Here is a 13,985-nt window from a genome sequence, read left to right as displayed (position 1 = left end):
GTGTATAAGAGACAGCGCTCCACCCGCTCCACCCGCTCCACCCGCTGTGCCCGGTCGCGCCGGCGCGCGGCGACGAAGCTCGCGATCGCCCACACCAGGAAGCAGCCGAACAGCAGCAGGTCGGCGAGCGCGCCGTTGACGAGCAGGTGCGCGAGCGCCCACAACTGCACGCCGATCACCATCGGGTGGCCGAGCTTCGCCCGCAGTCGCGTGCCGGGCACGTAGGAGGCGGCCATCAGGATGAAGGCGGGTAGCGTCAGCATCGCGGCCAGGTGCCGCGTCCACGGCGCCGGCGCCCACAGCACGAGCGGGTCGAGCCGCGCCGCGCCGTAGCCCCACACGATCAGGCCGAGGCCGATCGCCGAGGCGAGCGAGTAAGCCAGCTTCCATTTCGCCAGGCCGTAGTGGGCGATGTACTGGGCACGGTTGTCCTCGGCGAAGATGCGCGCCGAATGGGTGCTGAAGAACAGGAGCAGTCCGAGGATCAGGCCAGTCATGCGGGGTTCTCCGGGCGGGTTGTGAGCGGCGCGTCGGCGCCGGGCGCCGCGGCCGCAGGCGGCGCCGCTTCGCAGACGACCGCGTCGCCGATGCGCAGCACGCCGCCGATAAGGACGCGCGCGGCGACGCCGCCGTGGCCGCGCATCGCATTGTAGCCGCCGGCGCCGAGCGCCTCCTCCATGCGCGAGCAGGGCTCGCAGACGCCGGTGAGCTCGAGCACGACCTCGGCGCCGATGCGCAGCACCAGCGGCTGGTCACGGAACAGCGTGCGCGCGGCGAGCAGGTTGAGGCCAGAGACTACCAGGTTGCGCCGCAGCAGCGCCGGATCGACCTCGTCGCGGCCCGCCAGCGCCGCGACCACCGCCAGATGCTCGGCCTGGATCAGGCTCAGCTGGCGCTTGCCGCCGCCGCGGCCGGAGGCGGCGCGGTGGTCCCCGGCGAGTCCGCGGCCGGCCAGCGCGCGCGCCTCGCTCACCGGCTGCGCCGCGGCCCGTCGCGCCGGGCGCAACAGGATCGCCTCGAGCCGGCCGGCGCGGGCGAAGCGGCGTGTCAGCGTGCGCAGGTCAACAGGCTCGGCGGCGGAACGGACAGGCGGCATGGCGGTCAGTGCGGATGAAACGAGGCGGATGCATCATCCTACCGCGCCTGCCGTCCCCTGCCCCCAGCGCACGCCATGATTCCAATCCACGCACTGCTCGCCCGTATCCGCTGGGACCCCGCCTTCGGCCGCGGCGAGTTCGTCATCGGCCATTATGACCGCGTCGCCTGGCGCATCGTCCACGTGCCGCTGCGCCGTCCAGTTGCGCTCGCGCTGGCACGGCTAGATCGCCTTCTTCACGCAGGCGGCAATGAGCGCTTGCGACGCGTCGATGGCGCGTGCCGCTCAACTGGCCGCCCTGCGCGCCGACTGGAACCGGCGCGTTGCGGACCGGCGTGCCGACTCGGCGAGCAGAAAACTCGTCGCCGCTCTCATCGCTACGTCCGTCGTCACCATCAACCAGGTGAAGCGCCTCCTCGGCGTGTCCTTTCCCGCCGCCAACAATGCCGTCGCCGATCTCGTCTCGCTCGGCGTCCTGACGGGCACCGCGCGCCAACGCAACCGCATTTTCGTCGCCCGCGAAGCGATCGCGGTGCTCGATCAGGCGCCGGAACAGTACCGTCGGCCATCATTGACACTTTGAACGGGCCGCTGTTGGGTCAGGCCGCGAGGGCACCTCGCCGAAACGCGGACAGCGCAAAGATGAATCAGTGCACGACGTGCGATGGCTACCGGCGATGCGATGATCGCGACGCAATGCGGGTGCTTAGTGTTGTCGGCCAGCGCGATGATTGCAGATTCGCGAATCCAGTGCGGAACTGTAAAAAAACAAGCGGGCCCGCTTGTTGGCGGGCCCGCTTTTGTAGATCGTTCTACAACCGATTCGCATACTGCGATTCGCTAACTACTTGAATATATGGGGCGACATACCGGGATCGAACCGGTGACACCTGGAGCCACAACTCAGTCGTCACTTCTAAGTGACTGTTTTTATTGGTCGTCCACACCACGCGCCCGTTGCAGATGCATGGTGTCGGCAGCATGGAGCTCCATGAAGTCACGCAAATCTCACGCAGGTTGTTATGACATTTTCAATCATCCCAGCGATCTGCACTCCACGCACGTGCGCACGCCAATGACCGTTATCGGGCAATACTTATGTTGTCGCTCGCTGCGCAAGCTGCTTCGCAATGTCGTATCGGGCTCGCCGCAGTCGCGTACCAGTCACACGATGATTGCTGGTCAGCGACAGCATTTCGGTCTGCACTCCCTCCTCGCCAGTTCTCGATGCATAGGCGACGATCGCCAGTCCAGCGTACCCTGCCCTGCCCTGCCCTGCCCTGCCCTCACTTCGCTTCCGTTCCCTGCTAACCCTATACAATTTCACGCAATGCTTCTGGAGTCGCCATGAACACTCCGATGACCGACGCGATCCTGCGGCTCTTCGGCAACCTAGGCGAGGAACTCGCTCGGCGCCAAGTGCCGCCCGGTGCGGTCCACGCATACATCTTCGGGGGCTGCGCGGTGCATCTCCACGCCCAGTCCCGGGCCAGCACTGACGTCGATGCCGAGTTCGCATATCCGCCGCCACTGAAGCAGGAGCTGATGCTCATCCTGGCTGAGCTGCCCCCCGTGGATTACGACGATCCCGAGGAAGGTCCTTCGCAGCTGGTCTATGATCCGACCTTCAACTCGACCCTGGGCCCGCTCCATATGGACTACCAGGACCGCGCCGTGCCCCTTGAGGGCATCGGTAAGTCAACTGTGATCGTCATGCTGCCAAGCATCGAAGACATCGCCCTTTCCAAGCTCGGCCGACTGGGAGACGTGGACTTGGAGGACATCCTGACCCTCCTCTCCTTACCGGGAGCCTCCTGGCAGAAGTTTGAACAATTGGCGCTGGAAGCGAACCAATACTACGTGGGGCCTGACTTGACCCCGAATTTGGCCCATGTTAGAAGAAAATTAGAGGAGAGGAGGTCTTCGTGAAGCGACAGGTTCGACGGATGGCACTAGAGCGGATGCTCGGCGACGTGGCTCGCCAAGGGGTCGCGCATGTCTCGCCCGAGCTGCTGCGCGAAGTCGCTGAACGTCTCTGGTACGCGGGCGAAGTCCCCAACCTGGCGAAGGTGCCCGCCAATCTCCGACCCGACGCCGGTTACCTGGTCGACAGGTTGGCCCGCTTCAACGTTCTGCCAAAGGAGCGGAAGCTGCAGGTACTCTCGGCTGTCCGTCAGTACCAGCCAGCCTCCCCGACGCCCGCTGCCGACGTAACCGGTCGCAAGGATCCGCTGGCTGTGGCATGGGGCGCCTCCATGGATCTCACCTGCCGCCTGGGCGAGTTGATGCCGTACCAGACGCGGCAGTATGCCTCGGACAAGGCCAAGGTGGCCGCCGTATCCCTGACACCGTAAGGAGCGGGCCTGCACCCGAGCCGGGCGCCCGCGCTGCGGTCGGATTGCAGGCTGGTCCTCGACTTTCTCCCCCCTGCGCGCACTCGACCAACTCTCCTGAAGGCGGTGCCGGCCATTGCGACATTCCCCCAGGACTTTCAACGTGAACTCCGGGGGATTACCCTTGCTCGTGTCGCCGATACGCGGCCCAGGGGCATCCCGTTTCTGTTGGCCGATCGATCGCTTTCGCGGCCCCCCCGGCCTTCCATCGCGCCGAGCTTTCGTCCGATTCTTCAATACCGGCCCCGTGCGGGAATATGACGCTGCAGACGTCGCGCTCATCCTCTTCATAAGGGTTGCGCATGCCTGCTCGCCGGAGGTGCACCGATCCTATCCCAACGACAACATCACGGGCGATGCGTGAAAGTGAAGATCCGCAACCAATCGTGTAGCGATCCTCGTCTATCGAGCTTTCGGGGGTGGTGTTGTGGTGACAGCACCCGAAGCTGCAACCGGCGACGACGGTTTCCGTTTTCGCGCCTTCGGCTTCGCGCTGGGGCGTGCATCGCCCGGTTCTGGCGCAGGCAGCATTTGCTGCGCCATAGTCCTGATCTTCTCGTCACGGAGCTCCAACTCGCGCCGCAAGAGCGCGAACTCGGTGGTTCGCTGTGAAAGCTGCCCGCGCATCGCGTCGGTCTGTGCGAGGTGCAGCCCCGCGACCTCGTTCATCTTGTTGAGGCTGCCTTCTGCAGCCCCAAAGGCTTGGCGGATGCCGCCCAGCTCCTGTTGTATGGCACTGAGTTCGTCGCGTTGACATTGAACAACATCCACATTCTGTGCGCGCGCTTTGAATTTTGACCCCCCGTGTGCACCGAATTCTGACCCCGGGGGTTTAGCCGTTCATCATTGATTGGCTGTATTGAAGTGTAGTCGTATCGACCGAGGGGGAGGAAGCGGCGAAGGGCGTAGCCCGCAGCCGCTTCCTCCCCCTCGAGGCTCAGAATGGCGTGTCCGGCTCCACGGTTACATCCAGGGACTCGACGGGCCGCGCCGCCCGACTCGCCTCGCGCGCCCGGACGCGCGCCTTGGCCGTCTGACTGCTTTGCTGGAAGCGGAAGGATTCGTTGCCCGTTTCCACGATGTGGCAGTGGTGCGTGAGACGGTCGAGCAGCGCAGTCGTCATCTTCGCGTCGCCGAACACGGCGGGCCATTCGGCAAAGGTCAGGTTCGTCGTGATGATCACGCTGGTGCGCTCGTAGAGCTTGGAGATCAGGTGGAAGAGCAAGGCGCCGCCGGCCTGGCTGAAGGGCAGATAGCCCAGCTCGTCGAGGATCACGAGGTCGACGTGCATCAGCGCGTGCGCGAGCCGCCCCTGTTTGCCGGCGGCCTTCTCCAGTTCCAGACTGTTGGCGAGCTCGACGGTGGAGAAGAAGCGTACCCGCTTGCCGTGCTCGGTGATCGCCTTCACACCCAAGGCGGTCGCGAGATGCGTCTTGCCGGTCCCGGTGCCGCCGATGAACACGACGTTGGCGGCGGCGTCGGTGAAGGCAGCGGTGGCGAGTTCATCGATCAATTTTGCATCGACTTTCGACTTGTCGAAGTCGAAGCCGGCCAGATCGCGGTGCATGGGGAAACGCGCCGCCCCCATCTGATAGCGGATCGAACGCACATGGCGGTCGGTGACTTCAGCCTCGAGCAGACACTGCATGAGCCAGCCGGCACTCTGGATGCCGACGCCGCCTTCCGCGAGCAATTCCTCGTAACGCTGGGCCATGCCATGCAACCGCAGCGATTTCAGTTCGGCGACGATCTCACGCATGATCGTTCTCCGCGTGCAGACGGTCGTAGCGGCCGGCGTCGGCAAGCGGTGCCTCGGTCACCGCGAGTGCCGTATCGAGGGGTGTCGGTGGGGGTGCCTGGCGCAGGCGGGCGAGCACATTCTTGACGTGCTCCGCGCTGGGCGAGCCGGATTCGAGGATCACTTCGACCGCCACCAGCACGTTCTCCAGGCCATGCCGGGGGACGTGCGCCAGAATGTCGGCCATCAGCCGGTCGCCGCCCGGGCGCTTGACGAGCAGCGCCCGCAGCTGCTGCAGCGGCGCGGGCAAGCCCTCGAAGGGCGCACCGTTGCGCAACGCACCCGGCTTGCGTTCGAGCAGCGGCAGGTAGTGCTGCCAGTCGTAGATGACCTGGCCACGCTCGAAGCTGCGCGCATGGGTGGCGACGAGACCGTCCTCGGCATGGATCTCGATCCGCTCGGGGTACAGCCGCAGGCTCACCTTCTGGTTGGCGAAGGCGCACGGGACCGAGTAGCGATTGCGCTCGTTCGTCACGAGACTGGTACTGGACACCGGTACGATCGCCTCCACGTAGCCATCGAAGCTCGGCACCATCGGCATCAAGGCATCGCGCTCGAGCGTGAGGGCGTCGGCGATGGTGAGGTGCTCAGCGTCCGGGTACGCCAGTTCCGACCACAGCGCCTGGCAGCGCACCTCGAGCCAGGCGTTCAGTTCGGTGAAGCTGCCGAAGCGCCGTTGTAGCGCCTCATGCCACAGGCGCCGCCGGCTGTCCTGCACGTTCTTCTCGACGACCCCTTTCTCCCAGCCGCTGGCAACGTTGCAGAAGTCCGGATCGAACAGGTAGTGCGCCGCCATCGCCGCGAAGCGCGTATTGACGATGCGCCGCTTGCCCACGCCAACCTTATCGACAGCGGTCTTCATGTTGTCGTAGATGCCGCGCCGGGGAATGCCGCCGAACACCCGGAACGCACGCGTGTGCGCGTCGAACAGCATCTCATGGCTCTGCGTCGGGTAGGCCGCGAGCATGAAGGCGCGGCTCGCACAGAGCTTCGTGTGCGCGAGCAGCACCTTGCGATGGAAGCCGCCGATCACCAGCGCTTCCTCGCTCCAGTCAAACTGGAAGGCCTCCCCGAATTCGAATTTGAGCGGGATGAAGCTCGATTTCGCAGGCTTCCCACCGGCCTCGCGCCAGCGTCGCACGTACTCGCTCACCCGCGAGTAGCTGCCCGTGAAGCCCAACTCCTTCAACTGCCGAAACAGCACCAGCGCCGTGCGCCGCTCCCGCTTCGCCCGTCGGGCGTCCGCCTCGAGCCACTGCACGAGCCGCGTCTCGAACGGCGCCAGTACCGTCTCCCGCGCCGTTCGCCGGTACTTCGGTTCGGCTCCCTCGCCAGCCCTCAGCCATTGCCGCACGGTGTTGCGTGCCAGCCCCGTGCGCCGGCAGATCTCCTTGATCGACAGCCCGTCGCGAAAGTGCAACCGCCGAATCTTGCCCAGCATGTTCATGGTGATCATCTCCTCGAACCCTGCTCAAACATCGAGCAGGCAGGTTAATCACCGGGGTCAATTTTCAGCGCGCACAACCCGCGAAAGGGGGTCAATTTTCAATGCGTAGCAACACCCCAGACCTGACGGTCGTTCCGGTTACAGGGGCTGACCGGACGCAGGACAACGGCCAAATGGCCGATTGCTGACAGTGATTCTACGCCACGAGCACGCCTCGTCAATGGGGCAACACCACCGAACCCATGGCAGCGTGCCACCGCAAATGCGCGCACCGTTCGTATTGCGCCCTGGCAGCGGCGCAGCGCTGCGATCGCACCTTCAGCCTGAGCAAGACGCCTGTCAAACCGCCTTGCATTTCGCCGTTTGATCAGCGATAGTCCCGCGGACGGAGATGATCTCATCCCCCCGACGGCTACCCTTCGCGGCCAGCTTCCGATCGGACACGACTCACTTCGGAACGTGTCCTGGGTACACTGTGCCCCGATCGACACTATTCAGTCCGGCAACGCCGAACCGCCCGGACGCCGCGTGCTTGCCTCGACTGTCCCCTCGGCCACACGACCTCTCGCCGTCCCGACGGCACGCTGATGTGCCGCATTTGACGCCGCCCCCGCACGCTTGACGCCTCCGCCCAGGGGGCTGGCGCCCCTTCCATCACGGGAAGGCCCGACGCGCCGATTGCTCTCCCCGATGGAACTCCCCTGCTCGAGGAACTGCACACAACCTGGCGCCCTCCGCGCCGTGATGACTTGACATTCCCCTGACATGGAGGTGAGGGATATGAACGTCGTACACATCAACACCCATCCATCCCGTCTGCGACCGGGCGAGATCGCGATCCACCGCGAGCACGGATGGGTCGAGATCCTCGAACGCACCGGAGCACTCCTGCGCATACGATGGATCGACTGCTCACCGGTCGCCCGCGAGGACCTCGCCCCCGGCGAGATCGACGGTGAGATCCTCACCGCCTGGGAAGACTGGGTCGGGTGCGAAAGCCTAAGGCCGATGCCTAGACCGTCACTGGGCGGTGAATCAGCGGCTCGAATACCTCTTGATCTGGCGGCCCGACGAACGCCACCGGCGGGCCAGGGACCTGAGACGTCCGCGAAAGCGGTCCACCACGAGAATCATCAAGGCTGAATAGAGGATGGAGTGGAGCCTTGAGTCGTACCGTAACCAATCGTACGTAACGTATCGTACAGGAGACGACGAGACATGCCCCGGGAAGCCAGCATCACCTACGAGCAGGTGGCGGCCATCGCCGATCGGATTAAAGCCGCCGGCGGCAAGCCCACCGCACGCCAAATCCGCGAGCGTCACGGCAGCGGCAGTTTGGGCACCATCCACAAGCTGTTCCAACGATGGGAAGGCAGCCACCCCGTCTCGACCGAGGCGGGCTCTTCCCTCCCCCCAGCGCTGCAACGGGCGATTCTCGATTTCGTGATGCAGGAACGAGCGACGGCGCGGGCCGACCTCGACGCCAAGCTATCCGACATTCAAGCGGCTGCCGACGAACTCGCGGCCGAGAGCGAGCGTCAGACCGAGCACATCCAGACGATGGAAAGCGCCCTACAGGCGTCGCAGGAAGAGAAGGCGGCGCTCGCCGGAAAGATCGAGCAGCTGGAGGCCGACCGCTCCGCCGTCCAGATTGAAGCAGCTCGTGAGCGTCTGGCGGCCGACGCCACCCGCACCGAGTTGGCCAAGGCACAGGTTCGACTCGACGCCATGCCCAGCCTCGAACGGGAGAACGAACGGCTACGCAGTGCGGTAGACGGCGAGCGCGCCGCCCGCACCGATGCCGAACGCCTGGCCGGGATCGCCGAGGAGAAAGCCGCAGGCCTCGCCGAGCGCCTGGCGGAAACGCAGGCGCGCCACACGCATGAAGTGGCGACGCTCGACAGCCAGTTGCAGGATCACAAGCGGCGTAACGCAACCCTCGACGCAGAACTGTCGGCAATGCGCAAGGAGTCCCGCGACCTGGCCGCTCGCCTGGCTCAGGCCCAAGGCGAGCTGGAAGCGCTACGCGCGCAGAATGCCGGCCATCTGGACGTCATCAAGAACTTCACCGCGCAGAGCGCGATGACGGGCGCTTCGTAATGGTCCAAGCGGCCGACGCTAACGATGTCGTGCGCACAGGGACCACTCCTTTGCCGCCAACCGTCGACGGAAAGCCTGAGCCTGGCAATCGGCACATTGTGAAGCGGCCCCTTGACGAGCCGGCGTATGGCGCCTACGAATATATTCAACGTCCGGTCAGCCCCTGTAACCGGAACGACCTTCGGGTCCGGGGTCAGCCTCAAGGTTTCATGGCGATCTCGGTGGGAGACGCCTCTCCGACATTCTTCGAAGAGTGGCCGACGTTCTCCTACTACCCCCGCCTTTTCGGCTCCTTCCCCGAGCGCCTCTCCTGCGGCCATACCTATCCTGACGCCCTTCAGGTGCCCATTTACATCAAGGATCGCACCAGGAACTTGGGCAAGACCTCGGCAGCATCCCGTCTTGGGTAATTCGCCGGGACTTGCCAAACGGCGATCATGCCGGTATTTTTTCTCTCGTCTCAAAGGCGCTACACCACCCCTTGAGACGCGGCGGGGACGCCTCGCTCTCTCGCTTCACGCGACTCAATCGCTCATTTCCTTGCTCGTCAATCGGCGCTTCTCGCCGCTCTGACTTCGTCTCGTCCTGATTCCCCGCCTTGCGACCGCTGCAATCGCCGTCGGCCGGCCTTGGCATGCATCGACCATTCGGACAACGAACGCCAGCAAGGAGAAACAGATGAAACATGAATTCCAGACGGCGCACGCCATGCGTCGAACCGGCGGCCAGGTCGGCGCCGGCCAGGACCTTGGAGGAGACACATCACCGGGCCAGGTAAGCATCGAGGACATCGCCCATGTCCTCGCGTGCACGTGCTGCTTCGCGGGCCGCGCGCGCACCTTCTATTCGGTCGCGCAGCACGACTATCTGGCAAGCACCGTCGTGCCGCCCGATGACGCCCTGGCGGCGCTCCTCCTCCACGCCGGAGATGCGCTCAGGAAACTGCTCGCCGCGTGCCTCGATGCTGAGAGCCAGACGACCGCGGATATTCTGGCCGACCTCGGCGCCCCGCCCTGCCTGCCTCCATCGGTCAAGTACACGGATCTCGTATTACGTGCCATCGCGCGGCGCGATCTCGACCCACCCCACGACGACGCATGGACCGGTACGACGCAGGCCTCGCCCCTCGCCCGGCCGATCCAGGCCCTTGCGCCCATCGTGGCGAAGCACCTCTTCGTCGATCGCTACTACGAGCTCCGCTCTGTGGCAGACGTGGAGCGATGCCGCGGCATCGCGGCAGGACGGAGGGCCACGAAATGACCATCTATGTTGATGCCCTAATACACAACGGCTGGCCGACGCACCACGGCACGTGTCGGATCCGCCGAATTTCCAGCGATAGGGAGGATCACCACGAGCTGCGCGCGATCGTGCAGGACCGGATGCACCCACGGAAGACGGCCCAGTGATGCACGAACCCTCTCCATTCTTCCTTACAGAGCAAGAGGTGTTCGAGCTCACGGGCCGCAAGGTGCGCCGATTGCAGATCGAGCAGCTCAAGCGCATGCTAATCCCATTTCACGTCAATGCGCTCGGACGACCGGTCGTGACTCGCGGTGCGATTGTCGGCGGGCTGGGGGACAAGAACGATGTTGCCAAGAGCGGCTGGGAGCCCCGTGTAATCAAAGGGTGAGCCATGGGCCGTCGACCGACCATACACCTCCACCTGCCGCCAGGCATGCGGGCGAAGAAGGGCAAACGTGGCCACGTCTGGTACTACCTCGACAAGGGCCGCCAACCCGACGGGTCCCGTCCATGGATCCCGCTCGGCTCGAGCTTCCCCGATGCACTCCGGGCGTATGCCGAGCAGGTCGAGACCGTCAACGTACCGCCCCTTACAGTCCCCGATCTGCTTAATGATTGGAACACGAAGACCGCAGCTACTCGAAAGTCGGGCACCCTGGAAGACATCCGATACAGCTTGCCGAGCCTGATACGGTTCTTCGGCGATCCTCCGGCCCCCCTAGATGGGGTGGAACCGGTTCACATTCGCCAGTACCTCGACTGGCGTGTTGCCGAAGCGAAGAAGACAAAAGGGAAAAACAACGCGAAGCGAGTCGAAGAGGGTAAGAGGCCTCTCGCGATCAAACCCAACGAGGGCGCGGTACGGGCGAACCGGGAAATCGCCTGGTTCTCGGCTGCATGGAACTGGGCGCGCGACCGAGGCATCACCAAGGCCCCCAATCCAGTCATCGGTGTCAAGCGCCACAAAGAGGCAGGGCGGGACATCTATGTCGAGGACGATGAGCTGAACGCAATCCTTGAACACGCCGACGAGCCACTACGCGAGGCAATCGAGTTGGCATATCTCATTGGCCAGCGGCCCGGGGACCTACGCGACATCAAGGAGACCGATATCCGCGACGGTTGCATCGTACTCGAGCAGGAGAAGACTGACGCCAAGCTCCGCATCGAGGTCACCGGCGCGCTTGCGCAGCTCATCGCCCGGATCAAGGCACGAAAGGCCAAGATCGAGGGCGTCAGGTCGCTCGCACTCATCTGTAACGAACAGGGCCAGCCTCTGAAGAAGGCAGCAATGCGCTACCGGTTCGACAAGGCGCGCGAAGCCGCTGCCTCTGCGAACAAGAACAAAGCCCAAGCAGAACGCCTTCGGTCCATTCAGTTCCGTGATTTGCGGGCGAAGGCGGCGAGTGACATGGAAGCGCTGGACAAGGCGCAAAAGCTACTCGGCCACACAAAGCGTGAGATGACCGAGCACTATGTCCGCAAGCGTCGAGGCGAGAAGGTAAGCCCCGTAAAGTGAAAACGGCCCGCCTATTGGCGAGCCGTTTTGTAGAACGATTGGCGATTTGTAGATTACCCACTCTTCCCCAAGTCCTTGATTACTTGGGGCGACATACCGGGATCGAACCGGTGACACCTGGAGCCACAAGACCGGGGCCGAACACGTAAGATCAAACACTTACGCCACTTTTCTTTCAAAACAACGTCTCGCCAAAGCCAGCAACGGCGCGGAACTATGGCGGACTTTTGAAAGTTTGTTGCACGCAACTGGCTGTAACGACGATTCGTCCGGGCCCGCGCAGCAACAGCCTGCCAGCGCTCGCCGGAAGTCTTGAACACCCGACCCGGCAGACGCCGCTGCCAGGTCGGCTCATGCGCCGGAACGCGCGTGACGCTCAGGTCATAGACGCGCTTCGTACGAGGCCTCGCGGATCAATTTTCCTTCGGCGCGTCTGGTCAATCAGAGATCGGCTCCAACAGCCCCCGTCCGCGTGTCAATAGCACAGACCACAGAGGGCCGGTGTTTGGACCCAAATCGTAGGTCGGCCGCTGACCGCACGCGCCCTGCGCGGTCCCGCATTACAGAGATGTAATGACGCGGTCAGTTTCCCGTCCGGCACATGCATGCATGATCGAACTGGTCGTCGCAACCGCGCTGCAGAGGTCACATGAACGCGATTCATCGTGCACCATCGTTACTCAACTGCATATGGCGCGCCCTTCCCTTGCGGCTGGGTGCGGCACTGACGACCCTTGCCACCGCGGTCGCGCTGGCCGCCGGCGACGCGCCGCCCCAAGGGGTCGTCGCGAGCCCGCATGCGGAGCCGCCTTCATCGCTGCCCAGGTTCCGCTCCGTCCTCGACGGCTACCGGCGCTATCGCATCGACGAGCCGCGAACCGATTGGCGCATGGCAAACGAGACGGCCGGACGCTTGGGCGGGCACGCCGGTCAGTTCGGCCCCACCCCGGACGTACCTGCGGCGGGCCACACGGCCACTCCCCATGCAGAAGGATCGGGTCGATGAGGGCCCTGCGACCGCATGCGGCGGTGCTCGCCGCCTTGCTTCTCGGGGGCTGCGCGACCAGCGCGATAGACGGCAACTACGCCGAGCTGACGCGCTTCGGCCGCGAAAACTTCGGCGTCGATCCACATTGGCTAAGGTCGGAGGCCGATCGCGCCGCGATGGCCGAGCGGGTCGATGCACTGCTCGCCACCCCGCTCTCGGCCGACGATGCGGTGCGCCTCGCGCTCGGTTTCAGTCCGGCGTCCCAGGTCGCACTTGCCGGCGCCGCGGCGATGTCGGCCGACGCGACCCAATCGGCGCGCCTGCCCAACCCGGTGTTCGCCTTCGAACGGCTGCTTCGCTCCAGCGGCGCGGAGCGCGAGCTCGAAATTGGTCAGGCGCTGAGCGTCTCGCTACTCGATATCCTGCTGCTGCCTGCGCGCACCGCGCAGGCGGACCTCCGGCAGCGGCAAAAGCGATTGCAGGCCGCGATGGACTTGGTGCGCAAGGTGACCGCCGCACGCGAAGCGTGGATCCGCGCGGTCGCGGCCGCCCGCTTCAGCGCCTATGCGGATGAGCTGCGCAGTGCGGCCGAATCCGGTGCCGAGCTCGCACGCCGCATGGAGGCCAACGGAAACTTCAGTCGCCTGCAGCGCGCTCGTGAGCAGGCTCTGTATGCCGACGTCGTGGCGCGCCAAATTCGCGCCCGCCAGGACGCGCTCGCCGCCCGCGAGGCGCTCGTGCGCGAACTCGGGCTCCCGCCGGCGCAGGCGGCACGCCTGAGCCTGCCTGAGCGCCTGCCGGAGTTGCCGGCGGCCGCGCGCGACGAAGCGGCGGTCGGGCAGTCCGCGTTCGACGGGCGCCTCGACATCCGGCTCGCGCGCGCAGACCTTGACCGCGCCGCGCGAGAACTGGGGCTCACCCGCGTCACCAGCGTCGTCAATGGCCTGGATGTCGCGGCGCTGCGCAATCGCGAGACCGGCACCCCGGCGCAGCGCGGCTTCGCGGTCGAACTGCCGCTGCCGCTCTTCGACTTGGGCGATGCGGCGCGCGCGGGTACCCACGCCCGCTACCTTGCGGCCTTCAACCGCAGCGTGCAGACGGGCATTGCTGCGGACGCCGAACTGCGCGAGCGCTATCACGCCTATCGCAGCGCCCACGATCTCGCCCGCCACTATCGAGACGAGATCGTGCCGCTGCGACAGAACATCACCGACGAGATGGTGATGCGCTACAACGGCATGTTGAGTGGCGTGTTCGACTTGCTTGCCAACGCGCAGGCTCAGGTCACGGCGATGATGCAGGCGCTCGAGGCCGAACGCGATTTCTGGCTCGCGGACGCGGCGCTGCAGGCGGCGTTGCTGGGCGCGCCGATCGAACCCGCCCGCCCGCAGGCGAGCGC

The 13,985-nt window shown here is 65.0% G+C and carries 15 protein-coding genes and 1 pseudogene; 11 read left to right on the top strand and 5 right to left on the bottom strand.

Annotation, left to right across the window (positions count from 1 at the left end; translation table 11 throughout):
* Window positions 1-497, bottom strand: a 497-nt coding sequence (locus GO615_RS25855) for an NnrU family protein (protein ID WP_169132738.1), incomplete at its 3' end; no start/stop codon positions are given.
* Window positions 494-1,096 (bottom strand): MOSC domain-containing protein, encoded by a 603-nt coding sequence (locus tag GO615_RS25850; RefSeq protein WP_169132737.1) that lies wholly within the window; start codon window positions 1,094-1,096, stop codon window positions 494-496. The genes GO615_RS25850 and GO615_RS25855, both read right to left, overlap by 4 nt.
* 75 nt (window positions 1,097-1,171) lie before the next feature.
* Here GO615_RS25850 and GO615_RS29270 point away from each other — a divergent pair.
* The 4 genes and pseudogenes from GO615_RS29270 to GO615_RS25835 form a co-directional block, all read left to right on the top strand.
* A pseudogene (locus tag GO615_RS29270) lies at window positions 1,172-1,279 on the top strand (RNA repair domain-containing protein); the annotation flags it as partial.
* Window positions 1,280-1,346: 67 nt separating this feature from the next.
* On the top strand, window positions 1,347-1,679 hold the full coding sequence (locus GO615_RS29045) for a Fic family protein (RefSeq protein ID WP_246262461.1): 333 nt from the start codon (window positions 1,347-1,349) through the stop codon (window positions 1,677-1,679).
* Window positions 1,680-2,443: 764 nt separating this feature from the next.
* Entirely contained in the window at window positions 2,444-3,025 is a 582-nt protein-coding gene (locus tag GO615_RS25840; protein WP_169132735.1) for a DUF6036 family nucleotidyltransferase, read from the top strand.
* Window positions 3,022-3,450 carry a hypothetical protein gene (locus GO615_RS25835; protein WP_169132734.1) on the top strand — a complete coding sequence of 143 codons (429 nt, stop codon included), beginning with the start codon at window positions 3,022-3,024 and terminating at the stop codon, window positions 3,448-3,450. Before GO615_RS25840 ends, GO615_RS25835 begins: the two co-directional genes overlap by 4 nt.
* Before the next feature lie 441 nt (window positions 3,451-3,891).
* Here GO615_RS25835 and GO615_RS25830 read toward each other — a convergent pair whose 3' ends face one another.
* The 3 genes from GO615_RS25830 to istA all read right to left on the bottom strand — a co-directional run bounded on the left by GO615_RS25830 (window position 3,892) and on the right by istA (window position 6,734).
* Complete coding sequence (locus GO615_RS25830; protein WP_169132733.1) at window positions 3,892-4,260, bottom strand: hypothetical protein; 369 nt, start codon at window positions 4,258-4,260, stop codon at window positions 3,892-3,894.
* 166 nt (window positions 4,261-4,426) lie between these two features.
* Window positions 4,427-5,248: an IS21-like element helper ATPase IstB gene (istB, locus tag GO615_RS25825; protein WP_169132732.1), complete on the bottom strand. Its 822-nt coding sequence runs from the start codon at window positions 5,246-5,248 to the stop codon at window positions 4,427-4,429.
* Window positions 5,241-6,734 (bottom strand): IS21 family transposase, encoded by a 1,494-nt coding sequence (gene istA / locus GO615_RS25820; protein ID WP_169132731.1) that lies wholly within the window; start codon window positions 6,732-6,734, stop codon window positions 5,241-5,243. Before istA ends, istB begins: the two co-directional genes overlap by 8 nt.
* A 780-nt stretch (window positions 6,735-7,514) precedes the next feature.
* Here istA and GO615_RS25815 point away from each other — a divergent pair.
* The 7 genes from GO615_RS25815 to GO615_RS25785 form a co-directional block, all read left to right on the top strand.
* Window positions 7,515-7,877 carry a hypothetical protein gene (locus GO615_RS25815; protein ID WP_169132730.1) on the top strand — a complete coding sequence of 121 codons (363 nt, stop codon included), beginning with the start codon at window positions 7,515-7,517 and terminating at the stop codon, window positions 7,875-7,877.
* 75 nt (window positions 7,878-7,952) lie between these two features.
* Window positions 7,953-8,834, top strand: a complete 882-nt coding sequence (locus GO615_RS25810; RefSeq protein ID WP_169132729.1) for a DNA-binding protein — start codon at window positions 7,953-7,955, stop codon at window positions 8,832-8,834.
* 678 nt (window positions 8,835-9,512) lie between these two features.
* Entirely contained in the window at window positions 9,513-10,094 is a 582-nt protein-coding gene (locus GO615_RS25805; RefSeq protein WP_169132728.1) for an HD family hydrolase, read from the top strand.
* 148 nt (window positions 10,095-10,242) lie between these two features.
* Window positions 10,243-10,467 carry a DUF4224 domain-containing protein gene (locus tag GO615_RS25800; protein ID WP_169132739.1) on the top strand — a complete coding sequence of 75 codons (225 nt, stop codon included), beginning with the start codon at window positions 10,243-10,245 and terminating at the stop codon, window positions 10,465-10,467.
* Window positions 10,468-10,512: 45 nt separating this feature from the next.
* Entirely contained in the window at window positions 10,513-11,598 is a 1,086-nt protein-coding gene (locus tag GO615_RS25795; protein ID WP_211167366.1) for a tyrosine-type recombinase/integrase, read from the top strand.
* 649 nt (window positions 11,599-12,247) lie between these two features.
* On the top strand, window positions 12,248-12,604 hold the full coding sequence (locus tag GO615_RS25790; RefSeq protein WP_169132726.1) for a hypothetical protein: 357 nt from the start codon (window positions 12,248-12,250) through the stop codon (window positions 12,602-12,604).
* A partial coding sequence (locus GO615_RS25785; RefSeq protein WP_169132725.1) for a TolC family protein occupies window positions 12,601-13,985 on the top strand: 1,385 nt, incomplete at its 3' end. The genes GO615_RS25790 and GO615_RS25785, both read left to right, overlap by 4 nt.

This window comes from Aromatoleum evansii (assembly GCF_012910805.1).
Classification (GTDB): domain Bacteria; phylum Pseudomonadota; class Gammaproteobacteria; order Burkholderiales; family Rhodocyclaceae; genus Aromatoleum; species Aromatoleum evansii.
The sequence above is the reverse complement of the archived record's forward strand: the minus strand, read 5'-3'. Positions and strand labels throughout refer to the sequence as shown.